We start from the raw sequence: 18,265 nt of genomic DNA on the forward strand, positions 1-18,265 counted from the left end.
GTATAGAGGTTCTGCCTCGCCATAGGAGAGATTGTGAGTACAGACGTGACCACCGAGCCCCGGACGACCCCGGCCGCGCTGTGGCGCGCGGCTGATCAATTCGGGTCGAACGAGGCTGTCGCCGACGGGGCAGACCGCACCACCTACGCCGAACTGCTCGACCGCGTGCGCACCGCCGCGCGGGCGCTGATCGCCAACGGCGTCGAGGCCGGCGACCGGGTCGCGATCTGGGCCCCCAACACGCACCACTGGGTGGAGGCGTTCCTCGCCGCCCAGTACGCGGGCGCGACACTCGTCCCGATCAGCACCCGCTACACCGGTCACGAGGCGCTCGACCTCCTCGAGCGCACCCACGCCAAGGTCCTGGTCGTGCCGGCCCGCTTCCTCAAGAGCGACCGCCTCGCGAACCTCCTCGACGCCGCCGGTCCCGGCGGTCTGCCCGCGCTGAAGCTGGTCGTCCGCACGCCGTCCGACGACCCGGCGGCCGACGCGCCCACCACCAACTTCCCCGGCGGCGAGATCCTCGAGTGGGACCAGCTGCCTGCCGCGGCCGAGCCGGTCACCGCCGAGGAGGCCGACGCCCGCGCCCGCGCGGTCTCCCCCGACGACATCGCCGACATCCTGTTCACTTCCGGCACCACCGGCAAGAGCAAGGGCGTCATGACCGCGCACCGCCAGACCGTCGGCATCGCCGACGCATGGGCGGACTGCGCCGAGGTCGACGGCAACGACCGCTACCTGGTCGTAAATCCGTTCTTCCACACGTTCGGCTACAAGGCCGGACTGATGGTCTGCATCCTGCGCGGCGCGACGATCGTGCCTGCCGCGGTGTTCGACGTCCCCACGATCATGGCGTCGATCGCGGACGAGAAGATCAGCGTGCTGCCGGGCGCCCCGACGATCCACCAGACGATCCTCGACTTCCCGACGCGCGACGACTACGACCTGTCGAGCCTGCGCATCGCGATCACCGGTGCGGCCGCGGTCCCCGTCGTCCTCGTCGAGCGCCTGCAGTCGGAGCTCGGCTACGAGGCGGTCCTCACCGCGTACGGCCAGACGGAGGCGGTCGTGGTGACGATGTGCCGCACCGACGACGACCCGGTCACCGTGTCCACCTCCTCCGGCCGGGCCATCCCCGGCATGGAGGTGCGCATCGGCGACCAGGGCGAGATCCTGGTGCGCGGCGAGAACATCATGCTCGGCTATCTCGACGATCCCGAGTCGACCGCGAAGACGATCGACGAGGACGGCTGGCTGCACACCGGCGACGTCGGTGTCCTCGACGAGCGCGGCTACCTCGACATCACCGACCGGCTCAAGGACATGTACATCTCGGGCGGCTTCAACGTCTACCCCGCCGAGGTCGAGAACGCCATCGTCCGAATGGAATCCGTCGCAGAGGCCGCCGTCATCGGCATCCCGGACGAGCGGATGGGCGAGGTCGGCCGCGCCTATGTGGTGTCGAAGCCGGGTGCGGCCGTGACCGCGGACGAGGTCATCGCCTTCTGCAAGGAGCGGTTGGCGGGCTTCAAGATCCCGCGCGAGGTGACGATCATCGACGGCCTGCCCCGCAATCCGTCCGGCAAGGTGCTCAAGAACGACCTGCGCGAGGGCAAGGCATGACGACGCCAGGCGCGCTGCCCGGCGGCACCCCCGGCGTGGGCGACGCTGTCCCCCACGAGGGCGAGGTCGTGACCTACGAGGTCCGCGAGCACGTCGCGTACGTGACGTTGAACCGTCCCGACTTCCGCAACGCGCAGAACTCGGTGATGACGTACGCGCTCGACGCCGCCTTCGAGCGCGCTGTCGAGGACGATGACGTCAAGGTGATCGTCCTGGCGGGCAACGGCGAGCACTTCAGCGCCGGCCACGACATCGGCACACCGGGCCGCGACCATCACGTGCACTACGAGAACAAGGCGTCCCTGTGGTGGGACCACCTCGGAAAGCCGGGCGGTGACCAGCGTTTCGCCCGGGAGACCGAGGTGTACCTGGGGATGTGTCGGCGCTGGCGGGAGATCCCGAAGCCGATGATCGCGCAGGTGCACGGCGCGTGCATCGCCGGCGGCCTGATGCTGGCCTGGTGCTGCGACCTCATCGTCGCTTCGGAGGACGCGTTCTTCTCCGATCCCGTTGTCCGGATGGGCATTCCGGGCGTCGAGTATTTTGCGCACCCGTGGGTTCTCGGGTCGCGGTTCGCGAAGGAGATCCTCTTCACGGGCGACCGCTTCACCGCGCAGCGCGGCTACGAGGTGGGGATGGTCAACCGGGTGGTCCCCCGCGCCGAACTCGCCGCCGAAACCCGTGCGCTCGCCGACCGGGTGGCCCAGATGCCGCGGTTCGGTCTGGCGCTGACCAAGAAGGCCGTCAATCAGTGCGAGGACCTGATGGGTCAGCGCGCCGGGATGGATTCGGTGTTCGGCCTGCATCACTTCGCCCACGCGCACAATGCCGAGGTGGGCAGGGACTCGCTGGGTGGAATGGACGTCAACAGTATGAAAGCGAAGGCGAAATAGTGGATCTCGAACTGGACGAAAAGGCCCGCGCCTTCCAGCTGGAAGTGCGCGAATGGCTCGCGGCCAACGTCCCGGCGCAGCCGCTGCCGTCGATGGACACCGCGGAGGGCTTCGAGGCCCACCGCGAGTGGGAGCACAAGCTGGCCGACGCCCGCCTGTCGACCATCGCGTGGCCCGTCGAGTACGGCGGACGCGACGCGTCGATGATCGAGTGGGTGCTCTTCGAGGAGGAGTACTACAAGGCGGGCGCGCCCGGTCGCGTCAGTCAGAACGGCATCTTCCTGTTCGCGCCGACCCTGTTCGAGCACGGCACGCCGGAGCAGCTCGCGCGGATCATGCCGCGCATGTCCCGCGCCGACGACATCTGGGCGCAGGCGTGGTCCGAGCCGGAGGCGGGCAGCGACCTCGCCGGCATCCGCTCGACCGCACGGCGCACCGAGGGCGGCTGGATCCTCAACGGGCAGAAGACGTGGAGCTCACGCGCCACGTATGCCGACTGGGGCTTCGGCATGTTCCGCACCGACCCGGAGGCGCAGCGCCACAAGGGCCTGACGTACTTCATGTTCCCGCTGAACCAGGACGGCGTCACCGTGCGCCCGATTCCGCAGCTCGACGGCGAACCCGGGTTCGCGGAGATCTTCTTCGAGGAGGTCTTCGTCCCGGACGCCGACGTCGTCGGTGCGGTCAACAACGGGTGGGGCGTGGCGATGAGCACCGCCAGCAACGAGCGTGGACTGTCGCTGCGCAGCCCCGGCCGCTTCATGTCCGCCGTCGACCGCCTCGTCGAGGTGTGGAAGACCAACGCCGACAGCGACGACACCGCAGCCCGCGACCGCGTCGTCGACGCGTGGATCGGCGCCGAGGCGTACCGCCTGCACACCTGGGGCACCGTCACCCGGATGCTCGAGGGCGTCCCGCTCGGCGTCGAGGGCTCGATCAACAAGATCTTCTGGTCCGAGCTCGACGTCCGCATCCACGAGACGGCCCTCGACCTGCTCGGCGCCGACGGCGAGCTCGCCGGCCGCTGGCAGGACGGCTACCTGTTCTCGCTGTCCGGCCCGATCTACGCCGGCACCAACGAAATTCAGCGCAACATCGTTGCCGAGCGGCTGCTCGGACTCCCGAAGGCGGATCGATGAAATTCTCCCTGTCCACCGAGCAGCGCGACTTCGCGGACAGCCTCCGCGGCCTGCTCGCCGGCGCCAACACCCCGGCCGTCGTCCGCTCCTGGGGCGAGAACGACACCGCCTCCGGCCGTGAGCTGCTGACCCAGCTCGCCGAGACCGGCGTGACCGCGCTCGCGGTGCCCGAGGAGTACGACGGCATCGCCGCGCACCCCGCCGACTTGGCCGTCGCGTTCGTCGAGCTGGGGCGCGCCGCCGTCCCCGGCCCGCTCGTCGAGACCGCCGCCGCCGTGCCCGCGCTGCTGTCCGCGCTGGACGACCAGTCGCTGGCCAAGCGCTTCCTGCCCGGCATCGCCGACGGCTCCTCCCTCGCGTCGCTGGTGCTCGAGCCGTCCACCCCGCGGGCCCTCGACGCTGACCTCGCCGACCCGGTGCTGCGGGTCTCCGGCGACACCCTCGAGCTGGTCCGCGCGACCACGCAGCTCGAGTCCGTCGACCCGGCTCGGCGCCTGTTCGAGGTCGAGTCCGTCGAGACCCTTGCACAGGGACCCGATGTGGCCGCGGCCGCCGAGACGGCCTACGACCTCGCGGTTCTCGCGGTATCGGCGCAGCTGATCGGCGCCGGGCACGCGATGATCGAGACGGCAACCGAGTACGCCAAGAACCGTGCACAGTTCGGTCGCGTCATCGGCAGCTTCCAGGCCGTCAAGCACCACCTGTCCGACGCGAAGGTCGCCGTCGAGATGGCGACCCCGCTGGTGTACGGCGCGGCGATCGCCATCGCCGACGGCTCCGACACCGTCGCCCGTGACGTCTCCGCCGCGAAGGTCGCCGCCGCGAACGCCGCATACCTGGCCTCGCGCAAGGCACTCCAGGTGCACGGCGCGATCGGGTACACCCTCGAGTGCGACCTGTCGTTGTGGCTGACCAAGGTGCGGGCTCTGCAGTCCGCGTGGGGCACCGCCTCCGCGCACCGCGCACGGGTCGCGAGCGCGCTGTGAGCGGGGTCGGAGTGTTCGCGGAGGAGCAGCTCGAACTCCGCAAGACGGTTGCCCAGCTGCTGGCCAAGCGGGCCGACGCGGCCGCGCTGCGCAAGACCCTCGAGTCGGGTGAGCCCTTCGACCGCGGCCTGTGGGACGTGTTGTGCCAGCAGGTCGGTGTCGCGGCACTGGCGATCCCGGAGGAGTTCGGCGGCTTCGGCGCCACCCTCGTCGAGCAGCACCTGGTGCTCGAGGAGCTCGGTGGCGCGCTGACGCCGTCGCCGATGTTCGGTTCCGCGGTCCTGGCCGCGCAGGCGATCCTGGCGACGGGCAACACCGAGGCGTGCGAGCGCCTGCTGCCCGGCATCGCCGAGGGCTCGTCCATCGCCGCCCTGTGCTGGGTGGGTCCCGAGGGGCACTGGCGCAGTGACGAGGTCGCGTGCACCGCATCGGGCGGCGACACCGACGGGTTCACCGTCTCGGGCACCGCGCACTACGTGCTCGACGGCGCGCACGCCGACGTCCTGATCGTGGCGGCCGCCATCGACGGCGCGGTCGCGCTGTTCGAGGTCGACCCGGCGGCCGACGGCGTCGCCCGTCGCCAGCTGCCGACGATGGACCTGACCCGTCCGATGTCGGTGGTGGAGTTCGCCGCCGCGCCTGCCGTGCGCCTGACCGACGGCGACGCCTCCGCGGCCCTGGAGCGGGCCCGCACGGTCGCGATCGTCGGGCTGTCCGCCGAGCAGGTCGGCGCCGCCGCACGCTGCCTGCAGATGACGGTCGACTACAGCAAGGACCGGGTCCAGTTCGGTCGCGCGATCGGCAGCTTCCAGGCGCTCAAGCACCGGATGGCCGACCTGTACTTCCTGGTGGAGACGGCCCGGTCGGCGTCGTACGCGGCGGTGTACTCGCTGAGCGAGGGCCTGCCGTCGGCGGCGGCGGACGCCGCGGTCGCGAAGGCGTACTGCTCGGAGGCGCTGCTCGCGGTCACCGGGGACGCCATCCAGCTGCACGGCGGCATCGCGATCACCTGGGAGCACGACGCGCACCTGTTCTTCAAGCGCGCCAACGGCAGCTCGCAGCTGTTCGGGCAGCCGGAGGAGTTCATCCAGGCGATGGAGTCGCTCGCGGGCCTGTAGGCGCTCCGCGCCCGTGCGCGTTTTTGGTAGCTCCCACTACCAGAAACGCGCACGGGCAGCGGGCTACCAGCGAACCGGCATCTCCTCGAGCCCGGTGACGAAGTTCGCCGGGCGGCGCGGCAGCGGCCGGTCGGTCGCCAGTTCCATGTTCGGGATCCGCTCGAGCAGCCGCTCGAACATCAGCTTGCCCTCGACGCGGGCGAGCTGGTTGCCCAGGCAGAAGTGTGAGCCGAACCCGAAGGCCACCTGAGGATTCGGGTTCCGGGTGATGTCGAACTGGTCCGGGTTCTCGAACACCGACTCGTCGAAGTTCGCGGATTCGAACAGCAGCAGCACCTTCTCGCCCTCGCGCAGCTGCGTGCCGTGGAACTCCACATCCCGGGTCACGGTGCGGCACATGTTCTTCACCGGCGAGGCCCAGCGCAGCATCTCCTCGAGCGCCTGCGGGATGAGGGACCGGTCGTCGGCGAGTTTGCCGCGCTGCTCGGGGTGACGCATCAGCTGTTCCATGCCGCCGCTGAGCACGTGCCGGGTGGTCTCGTCCCCACCGATCAGGATCAGCAGGGTCTCGGCGACGATGTCCTCGTCCGTGAGCCGACGGCCGTCGATCTCGGCGTGCACCAGCACGCTGGTCAGGTCCTCGGTCGGGTCGCGGCGGCGCTGCTCGATCGTGCGCATGGTGAAGTCGACGAACGAGACGTACGCCGCCATCATCTTCGCGATCATCTCGTCGGATGCGTTGCTGCCCTGGGCCTTGACCAGGTCGTCGCTCCACTCCAGGAACATCTCCCGCTCCCGCGGGCGGACACCGAGCATGTCGCCGATGATCGCCATCGGCAGCGGCGCGGCGAGGTCCCGGACGAAGTCGCACTCGCCCCTGTCGATCACCGCGTCGATCAGCTCGTCGCAGATCCTCTCGATGTCGTCGACCTTCGCCTCGACCCGCTTGCGGGTAAAGCCGGCGTTGACCAGCTTGCGGCGGTGCAGGTGCTCCGGGTCATCCATGTCGATCATGTGCAGCAGCGGCCCGATCTCCGGCCGCACGCCCCCGGCATTGGAGAACAGTCCGGCATCGCGTTCGGCTTCGACCAGCCCGGCGTAGGTCGCGACGCCCGCCATGCCGCCCCGATCCCGGAACACCGGCTCGTTGGCGCGCATCCAGGCATAGGCCTCCCGCGGGTCGCCGAGCTCACCCGCATAGAACCGTCCGTCCACCAGTTCGATGTCGGGTCGCATACCGTCCATCCCCTCGCCCCAGCCGTTCCAGAACCCGTTCCCACCAGCCGATTGCGAGCCTATTCCTGCTCGCGGCATTGCATATCCAAATCGTCTCGCCGGTGGTAGAACAAGTTGCAAAGCGGAGGGAGTCGCGGTGGACGCGAACGGCACGGGCGCATTGCAGGGCAGGTCGATCCTGGTGACGGGGGGCGGCAGCGGAATCGGCCTCGGCGTCGCCTCGCTCCTGGCCGCATCCGGCGCCCACGTCACCATCTGCGGACGCACCGAGGAGAAGCTGATCGCGGCCGCCGCGACGGTCACGCCCGCGCACGGCGGGTCGATCACCCGCCACACCGCCGATGTCACCGACGAGGACTCGGTGACCGGCGCGGTCGCGGCTGCCACCGCGGTGACCGGGCGCCTCGACGGGGTGGTCGCCTGCGCGGGCGGCAACGAGACGATCGCCCCGCTGACCCAGATCGACGTCGATGCCTGGCGCCGCACCGTGGACCTCAACGTCACCGGCACCATGCTCACGCTCAAGCATTCCGCGCGCGAACTGGTCCGCGGTGGGGGCGGATCGTTCGTCGCCATCTCCTCGATCGCGAGCAGCAACACCCACCGCTGGTTCGGCGCGTACGGCGTCTCGAAGTCCGGCGTCGATCATCTCGTGCAGCTCGGCGCGGACGAGCTGGGCGCCAGCAACGTTCGGGTCAACTGCATTCGCCCCGGGCTCACCCGCACCGACCTGGTCGCCCTGATCACGGACGGCGGGCCGCTGCTCGAGGACTACCAGGCCTGCACTCCCCTGCCCCGCATCGGCGAGCCGGAGGACATCGCGGCACTGGCACGATTCCTGCTCGGCGACGAGTCCACCTGGATCACCGGCCAGATCATCAACGTCGACGGCGGCCAGATGTTGCGCCGGGGACCGGATTTCAGCTCGATGCTCGAACAGGTCTACGGCGCCGACGGCCTTCGCGGCGTGGTGGCCCAGTGACATCGAACGGCGCGACCTCCCACGACGTGCTCGGCAAGCGCATCGAGATGCCGGTGCAGATCCGGCAGGCGACGGCATTCATGGCCATGTACTCGGTGCCGACCGGCGTGGCGCAGGCGCTGATCGACGGCACCGGATTGCAGATACTCCAGTACCGTCCCGGCCGCGGGCTCTGCGTGCTGGTGTTCGTCGACTACGTCGACGGCGACCTGGGACCCTACAACGAGTTCGGTGTCTGCTTCATGGTGCGGGGCCATCGCAGCACCGGAAGGTCCTCCGTCGCCGCCGATCTCAAGTCATTGGCCACCGGCGGGGTGGGCGCGCTGATCCACCAGCTCCCCGTCGACGGCGAGTTCACGATGGCCGCCGGGCGGGGCATCTGGGGATTTCCCAAGGTGCTGGCCGACTTCGACGCCGACCACGCCAGCCCGGCCAAGCGCGCCTCGGTCAGCCAGGACGGCAAGCTGATCGCCGAGCTGCGCATCAAGCCGGGCATCGCACTGCCCGGCTCAGGAGCGGGCGCCGCCGTGGCGGCCTACTCGCATCTCGACGGCGTCACCCGGCACACGCCGTGGGACATGACCCCGTCCGGCGTCCGCTCACGGATCGGCGGCGCGGAGCTCGCCTTGGGCACCCACCCCATCGCCGACGAGCTGCGCTCGCTCGGCCTGCCGCGCCACGCTCTGCTCACCTCGTCGATTCCGGATCTGCGGATGACCTTCGGGGACGCGCAGGTGGTGTGAACACCCGTGTCCGGCACATCCGGACGTCGGTCAGCCCAGGACGATCAGGGCCGCGATCGCCGGGCCGAAGGCCCCACCGAGCTGGTAACAGAGATTGAACAAACCGATCGTGGTGGGGCGCTGGGACTCCGGCGCGGCAGCGGTGGCGTAGACCGACAGCGTGGCCTGACCGGCGGCGGTGGCAAAGACCGCCAGGGCGGCCGCCACCAGGAGCAGCGGCGCCCACGGAGACAGGGCCGCGGTGAGCGGAGCCAGTACCCCGACGGCGATCAGGACAGCCAGGACCCGGGAACGGCCGATCCGCACGGCGGCGGCGGCCAGTGCCAGTGACAGCGCGGAGCCGGTCAGCAGGGCCACGAGTTGCCCGGCACCGATTGCGGCGGTTGACCATTCGGTCCGCTCCCGCAACAGCTGCGGGATCGTGAACAGCAGCGCGAAGTACGAGGTCGCGAGTGCGCACACGAGCGTCGCCGAAAGGGTGAAGGCCGGGCTGCGCAGCAGGGCCGCGGGCACGACGCCGTCGGGACGCCGTCGGATGTGGGCCGCCAGCAAGGCTCCGATCACCAACGCGGCGGCCACGGCCGGTGCCGGGTACCGGGGAATGAGGACCAGGGCGGTCGCGGTGAGCACGAGCAGTGCCGCGCCCCACACGTCGAAGGGGGTGGAGGGGGCGGGCGCGAAGGCCGGCTGGTGGCGGACGACGGCCGGGATGGCCAGGAGAGCCACGAGCGAGATCGCAAGCGCCGCACGCCAGGACGCCACGTCAGCGATCAGCGAGCCGAGCAGCGGCCCCGTCGCGCCGAGGATTCCGAAGCCCGCGGTGATGACACCCATCCTGCGCGCCGAGCCCGCGAGGGTCATCGCGACGGTGGCCAGGCCCGCTCCGCCGACAGCCTGGGCCGCGCGGCCGGCCATCGCCAGCGGCAGCCAGGGCGCTACGGCGACGAGCGCGGTGCCCGCCACGATCAGCGCGGCGCCGACGCCGAGGGTGAGCCGCAGTCCGCGGCGGCGCAGCAGCGCGGCCATCAGCGGCGTGCCGACCGCCATGGCCCAGGCGAAGACGGTGACGAGCCAGGTCGCCGTCGCAGTTCGGACGCCGAACGAGTCGGCCATCTCCGAAAGGATCAGGACCGGGCTGTTCGCACTGGCGGCGATCGGCGTCGCCAGTAGCGCCAGCCAGAGCGCCGGGATCTGTCGAGCGGGGACGGCGCGGGATTCGTCGGGACGTGTGCGGGTGAGCAGTGTCATGCCGGCTCCTGTCGTTCAACCTTGACTGTCTTAATGTTGAAATAAAAGCAGACGGCTCTCTCGACGTCAAGTATCTTGAGGTTGAGATAAATTGCCGAGATAAGAGGAGAACCGATGAGCGACGCCGTGGACGCCATCCTCGATCAATGGACCAAGGAGCGCCCCGACCTGGTCGAGGAGTTCTGGCCGGTTCAGCTGTTCGCCCGGGCGCAGCGATTGGCGCGGATTGTGGACAAGTCGGCCAAGGCCACGGCCGCTCAGCACGGCCTCGAGGCAGGCGAGTTCGACGTCCTCGCCACCCTGCAGCGATCGGGGCCGCCCTACGCGCTGACGGCGGGCGCCTTCATCAAGGCCTCGATGGTGACCTCCGGCGCGATCACCAACCGCATCGACCGGATGGAGGCCAAGGGATTGGTCGAACGCGTGCGAGACGGCGAGGACCGACGCATCGTCAAGATCCGACTCACCGAGCAAGGCCAGGAGGTGGGGCGCGGGGCGATCGAAGCCCACTTCGCGAACTACGCCCTCCTGCTGGCCGATGTCGATCGCGGCGTATTCGACGAGACCGCCGACGGACTTCGGCAGGTCCTGGAGGCTCTCGGCGACACCAGCATCGAATGATCCGAATCTGCCTTCGCCGCATCGCGTTTCTGATCCCACCGAGCGCCGCGGACGATATGTCGCCGAAGGGTCTTGCCAACGGGGCTGCGGTGGTGTGTGCTGTCACCTGGACACTTGACCAACACGGTGCCCGATTCTCCGAAAGGATCCCCAGTGGTCACGATCAGTCGACGGACTGTGCTCGCGGGTGCCGCGGCAAGCCCCGCGCTCGCCGCGATCGGCGCGGGCCCCGCCCTCGCCTCCACCCCGTCCCCCGCCGGCCGACGCCGCGCGCCGCAGGGCGCCGGACTCCGTGTCGGAGTCGGCATCTCGGACGTGACCGGCCCGGTGGCCGAGAACGGGATGATGGGCTACTCGAGCTTCGAGCAGGTCGCCCGGGGCCTGCACCAACGCACCCGCGCCCGCGCGTACGTGTTCGCCGACGCGGCCGACGCGCGCGTGGTCTACGTCTGCGTCGACACCTGCATGGTCTTCCAGTCCGTGCACGACGCCGTCCTCCGGCGCCTGCACGATGCCTTCGGCGACACGTACACCGAGCGCAACGTGATGCTGACCGCCGTACACTCCCACGCCGCGTGCGGAGGGGCGTCGCACGACTACGCCTACAACCTGGCGATCATGGGCTTCCAGCAGCAGGTCTTCGACTCCGAGGTCAACGGCATCGTCGAGGCGATCACCGCCGCACACGACACCCTCGCGCCCGGCACCCTCGCCTACGGGCGCACCGAGCTCACCGACGCCAGCGTCAACCGGTCCCGGGCCGCGTTCGACCGGAACCCGCAGCGCGACAGGGACTACTACCCGCTCGGAATCGACTCCGCCATGCGGACCCTGCGGATCAGCCAGGGCGGCACCGACATCGGCGCCATCAACTGGTTCGCCACCCACTGCGCGTCGCTGACCAACGAGAACTACCTGATCTCCGGCGACAACAAGGGCGCCGCGTCCTACTTCTGGGAGCACGACATCGCGGGCGTCCGATACCTGGACGGCGCCCCGGACTTCGTCGCGTCCTTCCCACAGACCAACTCCGGCGACATGTCGCCCAACCTGCATCTCGAGCCGGGCAAAGGCCCGACCGATGACGAGTTCGAGAACACCCGGATCATCGGCGAGCGTCAGGTCGCCGCGGCCCGCAAGGCCTTTGCCGACGCCGACCCGATGTCCTCGACCACGGTCGACAGCCGGGTGATGTACCTCGACATGGCCAACCAGGTCGTCGACGGCCGCTTCACCCCCGACGGGCAGCAGCGTCGCACCGCGCCTGCGTGCGTCGGCGCCGCGATGAGCGCGGGCAGCGTCGAGGACGGGCCCGCCATCCCGCTCTTCCCGGAGGGCAGCCGCAACCCGATGGTCGACGCGCTCGGCGGAATGAATGCCCCGATCCCGAACTGGCTGGCCGACGCCCAGGCGCCCAAGCTGGTGTTGATCGCCGTCGGCCTGCTCCCGCCGGACGGCTGGGTGCCCCGCGTGCTGAAGATCCAGATCATCCGGATCGGCGACATCTACGTGGTCGGCGGCCCCGCCGAGTTCACCATCGTCTCCGGCCTGCGGATTCGGCGCACCGTTGCCGAGGAACTCGGGGTGCCACTCGAGAACGTGATCTTCCAGGGCTACGCGAACTCCTACTCGAGCTACTGCACCACGCCGGAGGAGTACGAGGCCCAGCAGTATGAGGGCGGCTCGACGTTGTTCGGCCGCAACACCCTTCCCGCCTACCAGCAGGGCTACTCGCAGCTGGCGGTCGGCCTGCGCACCGGCGGCGAGGTCCCGCGCGGGCCGGCGCCCCGCGACATGTCCGGGTTCCAGCCGAACTTCGTCGACGGCGTTACCTTCGACGAGCCCACGCCCGGACACCGGTTCGGAGATGTTCTGGTGCAGCCGAACCCGCGCGCCGCGGCAGGCGATCAGGTTGTCGTCGAGTTCGTCACCGGCCACCCGAAGAACAATCTGCGCCACGGTGAGACGTTCCTGGAGGTGCAGCGTCAGGAGGGCGGACGCTGGGTCCGGCATGCCGACGACGGCGACTGGTCCACCAAGTACCGCTGGCGGCGCGAGGGCCAGAACTGTTCGGTTGCCCAGATCACCTGGGACGTGCCCGCCGGTACGCCCTCGGGCCGCTATCGGATCCAGCACTTCGGCGATCAGAAGAGCCGCGACGGCAAGATCTCCGAATTCGCAGGCATCTCGGCCGAATTCGACGTCTGATCCGTTCGACGCTCGGGGCCTGAACCCGAAAACGACTGAAGGGCACCTCCCCTCAGAGGTGCCCTTCAGTCGTGTCGGCGGCGCGGCTACAGCCAGGTGTCCTCGGTTGTTGCGGTGAGGAACGCCTCGAGGTCGTCGCGCCAGGGCGCGGGGACCGTCTTGTCCGGCTCGATGCCGGTGTACTGCCCGCGGTAGAACAGCAGCGGACGCTCGGTCTTAATCTCACTCATCGAGTGAACCCGGCCGAACACCACGAAGTGGTCCCCGCCGTCGTGCACGGTCTCCACCGTGCAGTCGATGTGCGCCAGCGACCTGTCGATGATCGGTGATCCGAGAGGTGAAGCCTCCCAGTCGATTCCACCGAACTTGTCCGGTTCACGGGAACCGAACCGGGCACACACCTCCTGCTGCTCCTCGGCGAGCACGTTGACGCAGAACTTGCCGCTGCGCTCGATCGCCGCCCAGGACCGCGAGGCCTTGGTCGGGCAGAACAGCACCAGCGGCGGATCCAGCGACAACGCCGCGAACGACTGACATGCGAACCCGACCGGCTCGCCGTCGTCGATCGTGGTGATGATCGTGACGCCGGTGCAGAACTGACCGAGCACGGTGCGGAACTGACGCGGATCGATCTCCGCGCCAGTCGCTTCCTGAGGCGCCGTCACTACTTCATTCCCACCGTGAAGTCGTGGCCCCACAGACTCACCGCGGTGCTCTCCCGCGCGATCCAGCTTTCATCCTCGACTTCGAGCCCCTCGCAACCGAATTCGATATCAAAGCCGCCCGGCGTCTTCATGTAGAACGAGAGCATCTGATCGTTGACGTGCCTGCCAAGGCTGGCCGACATCTTGACCTTCTTGCGCATCGCGCGGTCCAGGCAGAGGCCGACGTCGTCGGAGTTCTCCACCTCGATCATCAGGTGCACGATGCCGGTCGGGTTCGGCAGCGGCAGGAACGCCAGGCTGTGGTGGCGCGGGTTGCAGCCGAGGAACCGGAGCCAGGCCGGCTCCCCGTCGGCGGGCCGCCCGACCATCTGCGGAGGCAGTCGCATCGAGTCGCGCAGCTTGAACCCGAGCACGTCACGGTAGAACCGCAGCGAGGCCTGGTCGTCATCCGTGGTGAGCACGACGTGCCCGAGACCCTGCTCGCCGGTGACGAACTTGTGGCCGTACGGGCTCACCACCCGGCGATGCTCGAGGGCCGCCCCGTGGAACACCTCGAGGGTGTTGCCGGAGGTGTCCTCGAACACGATCAGCTCGTCGACCCGACGGTCGGCGATCTGGTCGGCTGTGCCCTCCTTGAACGGCACGCCCGCGGCGGACAGGCTGTCCCGGATCTCCTGCAGCCCGGCCGCATTGGCGGTCTCCCAGCCGGAGACCATCAGGCGGTCACGCTCGCCCGGCACGATCACCAGGCGGGCCGGGAAGTCGTCCATCCGCAGGTAGAGCGAGTTGGAGTCGGTGCCCTTGCCCTCGACCATGCCGAGGACCTTGAGTCCGTACTCGCGCCACGCGGCCATGTCGGTGGCCTCGATGCGCATGTACGCAAGTGAACGGATACCCATTACTTACCTCCCTCGAGCAGGAAGTCGGCGGCGAGTCGATTGAACTCGTCGAACTTCTCGAGCTGCGCCCAGTGCCCACAACCGCCGAAGACGTGCAACTGCGCGCGCGGGATCATCTTGAGCGCCACCAGGGCGCCGTCGAGCGGGTTGACCCGGTCCTCACGGCCCCAGGTCAACAGCACCCGCTGGCGCATCTTGTGCGCGTCGCGCCAGAGCATGCCCTTCTCGAAGTCCGCACCGGAGAAGGACTTCCCCATCGCCTTTGCGGCCGCGAGGGACTCGGGAGTGCTCGCCGCGGCGAACCGCTCGTCGACCAACTCGGGGGTGATCAGCTTCTGGTCGAACACCATGATCCGCAGGAAGGACTCGAGGTTCTCCCTGGTCGGCTGGTAGGCGAACTTGCCGAGGTTCTTGACGCCCTCGGTGGGATCCGGCGCGAACAGGTTGACGCTCAGCCCGCCGGGGCCCATCAGCACCAACCGACCGGCGCGATCCGGGTAGTCGAGCGCAAACCGCACCGCGGCGCCGCCACCGAGCGAATTGCCGAGCAGGTGAACCCGTCCGGTGATCTCGAGGGTGTCGAGCAGGTCGTTGAGCGCAGAGGAACTGTGCACGAAGTACTGCGGGTGCTCGGTCGGCTTGTCCGAGAGACCGTAGCCCGGCTGGTCCACCGCGAGCACGTGGAACTTCTCGGCCAGCACGGGGATGTTCTTGGCGAAGTTCGACCAGGAGGAGGCGCCCGGTCCGCCGCCGTGCAGTAGCACGATCGTCGGACCGTTGCCGACGCCTGCCTCGTGGTAGTGAAGCTTCAGGTCCGGGCGGACCTGGGCGAACTTCGAGGTCGACTCGTAGGTGATCTCAGCCTGCTCAGTTGTCGTCACGATGTGTCGCCTCAGACCATCGTGTCGGCGAGCGGCAGACCGAACTCGGCTCCGCCGAACATGACGTAGGCGCGCTCGGGATCGTTCGCGGCGTGCACGCGACCGGCGTGCGCGTCGCGCCAGAAGCGCTGGATCGGCGTGCCGTTCTGCAGCGCGGTGGCGCCGGAGTTCTCGAAGAGCTTGTCGATCGAGGCGATCGCGCGGCCGGTGGCACGCACCTGGTCGCGGCGGGCGCGCAGGCGCAGCTCGATCGGCACCTCCTCGCCCGCGAGCAGGTGGGCGTATTCGTCGGCGACGTTGCCGGAGAGCTGACGCCAGGCGGCGTCGATGTCGCTGGAGGCCTCCGCGATCCGCACCTTGGCGAACGGGTCGTCCTTGGCCTTCTCGCCGGCGTAGGCCGCGCGCACGCGCTTGCCCTGGTGCTCGACGTGGGCCTCGTAGGCGCCGTAGGCCATGCCGACGATCGGCGTGGAGATGGTGGTGGGATGGATGGTGCCCCACGGCATCTTGTAGACGGGAGCGGTGTTGAGCTCGAGGCCGGGCGCGGTCAGGTTGCTCATCGCCTTGAAGCTCAGGAAGCGGTGGCGCGGCACGATCACGTCCTTGACGACGATGGTGTTGCTGCCCGTGCCGCGCAGTCCGACCACGTTCCACACGTCGTCGATCTGGTAGTCCTCGCGGGGGATCAGGAAGCTGCCGAAGTCGACCGGGCGCCCGTCCTTGATCACCGGTCCGCCGACCACAACCCAGCTGGCGTGGTCACAGCCCGAGGACCAGGCCCACGCGCCGTTGACCTTGTAGCCGCCGTCGACGACCTCGCCCGCACCCATCGGCGCGTACGACGAGGAGATCCGCACGTCGGTGTCCTGCCCCCACACATCTTCCTGCGCCTGCTGGTCGAACAGCGCGAGGTGCCAGTTGTGGACACCGATGATGCCGGAGACCCAGCCGGTGGAGCCACACGCGCTCGCGATGTTGCGGACAGCCGTGTAGAAGGTGACGGGATCCGCCTCGAGGCCACCCCATTGCGCCGGCTGCAGGAGGCGGAAGAAGCCAGCCTCCTGGAGCGCCTTGATCGAATCGTCGGGAATGCGCCGCAGATCCTCGGTCTCCTGTGCGCGCTCGCGCAGGGTCGGCAGAAGCTCGTTCAGCTTCTCGATCACCACGCGGCTGTCGTGCTCACCCACTGGTCACTCCCTCATGTGTCGTGCGTCTCGGTGCTTCACTTTCACCTGAGACTAGAACACGTTCCCATTCGTGTCGAGCAGAATGGGTTCCACCGGTACGAAAGTCCCTGACTGCGACTACTGGCGCCAATATCTAGCAAAACTGGCACAAGTTCTATAACGTGTTCTAGTAACAAAGACGAAGGGATGTGGAGGGCACAGATGACGCAGACGAGCGGCGCACCCGCCAACCGCAAGGTTCGTGAGATCGACGTGGGAACGACGCCGACGCGGTTCGCCCGTGGTTGGCACTGCATCGGACTCGAGAACGAGTTCAATGACGGCAAGCCGCACTCGGTGGAGGCGTTCGGCACCAAGCTCGTCGTCTTTGCCGACAGCGAGGGCAAGCTGCAGGTGCTCGACGGGTACTGCAGGCACATGGGCGGCGACCTGAGCCAGGGCACCGTCAAGGGCGATTCCGTCGCCTGCCCGTTCCACGACTGGCGCTGGGGCGGCAACGGCAAGTGCACGGGCATTCCCTACGCCCGCCGGGTTCCGCCGCTGGCCCGCACCCGCGCATGGACCACCCTGCAGCGCAACGGGATGCTGTTCCTCTGGAACGACCCCGAGGGCAACCCGCCGCCGGAGGACGTCACCATTCCCGAACTCCCGGGTGTCCTCACCGACGAGTGGACCGACTGGGAGTGGCACCGCCTCGAGGTCAAGGGCTCCAACTGCCGCGAGATCATCGACAACGTCGTGGACATGGCGCACTTCTTCTACGTTCACTTCGGGTTCCCGAAGTACTTCAAGAACGTCTTCGAGGGCCACGTCGCGACGCAGTACCTGCAGAACCACGGCCGCCCCGACGTCGGGAGCATGGGCACCCAGTACGCCGAGTCCGTCCTCGACTCCGAGGCCTCCTACTTCGGCCCGTCCTACATGGTCAACTGGCTGCACAACGACTACAGCGGGTACAAGGTCGAGAGCGTCCTGATCAACTGCCACTACCCGATCGACCACGACTCCTTCATGCTGATGTACGGCGTCAGCGTCGAGAAGCCGAAGGGCCTGGACGAAGCCACCACCAACAAGCTCGCGCGCAAGTTCACCGCGGGTGTGACGATGGGCTTCGAGCAGGACGTGGAGATCTGGAAGAACAAGACCAAGATCGAGAACCCGCTGCTCTGCGAGGAGGACGGCCCGGTCTACCAGCTGCGCCGCTGGTACGAGCAGTTCTACGTCGACGTCGCCGACGTCGATGACAAGATGACGCAGCGCTTCGAGTTCGAGATCGACACCACCAAGGCGGTGGAGGCCTGGCAGCGCGAGGTGGAAGAGAACATGGCCCGCCAGGCGGAGGAGAAGGCCGCCGCCGAGGCCGCGAGCTCGACGGGAGTGTGACGATGACCTCGACCTGGTCCAAGGCCCCGGACTTCGCGAACAGCCCGGCCCGGGTCGAGGCCGTCCGCGCGCAGACCGCCGTCGACCTGCAGACCTATCTCGAGGACGGGCTGCAGGAGGTGGAGTGCCGGGCCTGCCACACCTGCGTGCTGGTCCGCAAGAACAGCTTCAACCACACCAGCATCCAGTGGCAGGCCGATCCGGCCGAGGTGTGCCCTGAGTTCGCAGGCGTCGGCGGGCGGACCGGGTCACGCCAGACCTGTCCGCGGCTGATCGCGAGCATCAACCATGCCGTGCTGGAGGGCATCGTCGAGGTGCGCGACACCGAGTCGTAGTCGCATCTGCACAAGAGGGGCGGGGCGCCACCCCGCAGGGCCCCCCCCGTTGGGAGGACCCCCGACCCAAAACAACCCAAAGAAACAAAGAGTTGGGAGACAAGCCACAAAGGTGCAA

Annotated in this window: 17 protein-coding genes; 11 read left to right on the top strand and 6 right to left on the bottom strand. The window is 68.7% G+C overall.

Annotated features, from left to right (window positions below; translation table 11 throughout):
• Nucleotides 1-45 precede the first annotated feature (45 nt).
• Genes ACFXMV_RS16715 through ACFXMV_RS16735 form a run of 5 tightly spaced genes read left to right on the top strand, consistent with a single transcriptional unit; the run spans nt 46 to nt 5,759 of the window.
• Nucleotides 46-1,623: a FadD3 family acyl-CoA ligase gene (locus ACFXMV_RS16715; protein ID WP_378498792.1), complete on the top strand. Its 1,578-nt coding sequence runs from the start codon at nt 46-48 to the stop codon at nt 1,621-1,623.
• On the top strand, nt 1,620-2,516 hold the full coding sequence (locus ACFXMV_RS16720) for an enoyl-CoA hydratase (protein WP_378498790.1): 897 nt from the start codon (nt 1,620-1,622) through the stop codon (nt 2,514-2,516). The genes ACFXMV_RS16715 and ACFXMV_RS16720 overlap by 4 nt, the downstream gene beginning before the upstream one ends.
• Nucleotides 2,516-3,655 carry an acyl-CoA dehydrogenase family protein gene (locus ACFXMV_RS16725; protein WP_378503348.1) on the top strand — a complete coding sequence of 380 codons (1,140 nt, stop codon included), beginning with the start codon at nt 2,516-2,518 and terminating at the stop codon, nt 3,653-3,655. The genes ACFXMV_RS16720 and ACFXMV_RS16725 overlap by 1 nt, the downstream gene beginning before the upstream one ends.
• The gene (locus ACFXMV_RS16730; protein ID WP_378502199.1) at nt 3,652-4,641 is read left to right on the top strand and encodes an acyl-CoA dehydrogenase family protein; all 990 of its coding nucleotides are present in this window, start codon (nt 3,652-3,654) and stop codon (nt 4,639-4,641) included. The genes ACFXMV_RS16725 and ACFXMV_RS16730 overlap by 4 nt, the downstream gene beginning before the upstream one ends.
• Nucleotides 4,638-5,759: an acyl-CoA dehydrogenase family protein gene (locus ACFXMV_RS16735; protein ID WP_378502200.1), complete on the top strand. Its 1,122-nt coding sequence runs from the start codon at nt 4,638-4,640 to the stop codon at nt 5,757-5,759. The genes ACFXMV_RS16730 and ACFXMV_RS16735 overlap by 4 nt, the downstream gene beginning before the upstream one ends.
• A 63-nt stretch (nt 5,760-5,822) precedes the next feature.
• Here the strand turns inward: ACFXMV_RS16735 and ACFXMV_RS16740 are convergent, their stop codons facing one another.
• A complete protein-coding gene (locus ACFXMV_RS16740) occupies nt 5,823-7,004 on the bottom strand; it encodes a cytochrome P450 (protein ID WP_378502158.1) in 1,182 nt (393 codons plus the stop codon).
• A gap of 127 nt (nt 7,005-7,131) precedes the next feature.
• Here ACFXMV_RS16740 and ACFXMV_RS16745 point away from each other — a divergent pair, with 127 nt between their 5' ends.
• Entirely contained in the window at nt 7,132-7,977 is an 846-nt protein-coding gene (locus ACFXMV_RS16745) for an SDR family oxidoreductase (protein WP_378502159.1), read from the top strand.
• Nucleotides 7,978-8,024: 47 nt separating this feature from the next.
• Entirely contained in the window at nt 8,025-8,720 is a 696-nt protein-coding gene (locus ACFXMV_RS16750; protein ID WP_378503354.1) for an acetoacetate decarboxylase family protein, read from the top strand.
• Nucleotides 8,721-8,750: 30 nt separating this feature from the next.
• Here the strand turns inward: ACFXMV_RS16750 and ACFXMV_RS16755 are convergent, their stop codons facing one another.
• Complete coding sequence (locus ACFXMV_RS16755) at nt 8,751-9,968, bottom strand: MFS transporter (RefSeq protein ID WP_378501331.1); 1,218 nt, start codon at nt 9,966-9,968, stop codon at nt 8,751-8,753.
• 114 nt (nt 9,969-10,082) lie between these two features.
• On the opposite strand from ACFXMV_RS16755, the gene ACFXMV_RS16760 reads away from it, so the two are divergent.
• Together ACFXMV_RS16760 and ACFXMV_RS16765 are read left to right on the top strand one after the other, a co-directional pair.
• The gene (locus ACFXMV_RS16760; RefSeq protein ID WP_378501330.1) at nt 10,083-10,589 is read left to right on the top strand and encodes a MarR family winged helix-turn-helix transcriptional regulator; all 507 of its coding nucleotides are present in this window, start codon (nt 10,083-10,085) and stop codon (nt 10,587-10,589) included.
• A 153-nt stretch (nt 10,590-10,742) separates the two neighbouring features.
• Nucleotides 10,743-12,797, top strand: a complete 2,055-nt coding sequence (locus tag ACFXMV_RS16765; protein ID WP_378501329.1) for a neutral/alkaline ceramidase — start codon at nt 10,743-10,745, stop codon at nt 12,795-12,797.
• Nucleotides 12,798-12,883: 86 nt separating this feature from the next.
• Here ACFXMV_RS16765 and hsaB read toward each other — a convergent pair whose 3' ends face one another.
• The 4 genes from hsaB to hsaA are packed head-to-tail and all read right to left on the bottom strand — an operon-like array spanning nt 12,884 to nt 16,429.
• Nucleotides 12,884-13,462 (bottom strand): 3-hydroxy-9,10-secoandrosta-1,3,5(10)-triene-9,17-dione monooxygenase reductase subunit, encoded by a 579-nt coding sequence (gene hsaB, locus ACFXMV_RS16770; RefSeq protein WP_378503349.1) that lies wholly within the window; start codon nt 13,460-13,462, stop codon nt 12,884-12,886.
• Nucleotides 13,462-14,361 carry an iron-dependent extradiol dioxygenase HsaC gene (gene hsaC, locus ACFXMV_RS16775; RefSeq protein ID WP_378501683.1) on the bottom strand — a complete coding sequence of 300 codons (900 nt, stop codon included), beginning with the start codon at nt 14,359-14,361 and terminating at the stop codon, nt 13,462-13,464. The genes hsaB and hsaC overlap by 1 nt, the downstream gene beginning before the upstream one ends.
• Nucleotides 14,361-15,242 carry a 4,5:9,10-diseco-3-hydroxy-5,9,17-trioxoandrosta-1(10),2-diene-4-oate hydrolase gene (gene hsaD / locus ACFXMV_RS16780; RefSeq protein WP_378501684.1) on the bottom strand — a complete coding sequence of 294 codons (882 nt, stop codon included), beginning with the start codon at nt 15,240-15,242 and terminating at the stop codon, nt 14,361-14,363. The genes hsaC and hsaD overlap by 1 nt, the downstream gene beginning before the upstream one ends.
• Nucleotides 15,243-15,253: 11 nt before the next feature.
• Entirely contained in the window at nt 15,254-16,429 is a 1,176-nt protein-coding gene (gene hsaA, locus ACFXMV_RS16785) for a 3-hydroxy-9,10-secoandrosta-1,3,5(10)-triene-9,17-dione monooxygenase oxygenase subunit (RefSeq protein ID WP_378501685.1), read from the bottom strand.
• Between the two features lie 201 nt (nt 16,430-16,630).
• Here hsaA and ACFXMV_RS16790 point away from each other — a divergent pair, with 201 nt between their 5' ends.
• Nucleotides 16,631-17,812 carry a Rieske 2Fe-2S domain-containing protein gene (locus ACFXMV_RS16790; protein WP_378503350.1) on the top strand — a complete coding sequence of 394 codons (1,182 nt, stop codon included), beginning with the start codon at nt 16,631-16,633 and terminating at the stop codon, nt 17,810-17,812.
• Nucleotides 17,809-18,147 (top strand): hypothetical protein, encoded by a 339-nt coding sequence (locus ACFXMV_RS16795; protein WP_142095197.1) that lies wholly within the window; start codon nt 17,809-17,811, stop codon nt 18,145-18,147. Before ACFXMV_RS16790 ends, ACFXMV_RS16795 begins: the two co-directional genes overlap by 4 nt.
• The last annotated feature ends 118 nt before the right edge of the window (nt 18,148-18,265 follow it).

The organism is Rhodococcus sp. NPDC059179 (assembly GCF_042754885.1).
Classification (GTDB): domain Bacteria; phylum Actinomycetota; class Actinomycetes; order Mycobacteriales; family Mycobacteriaceae; genus Rhodococcus_G.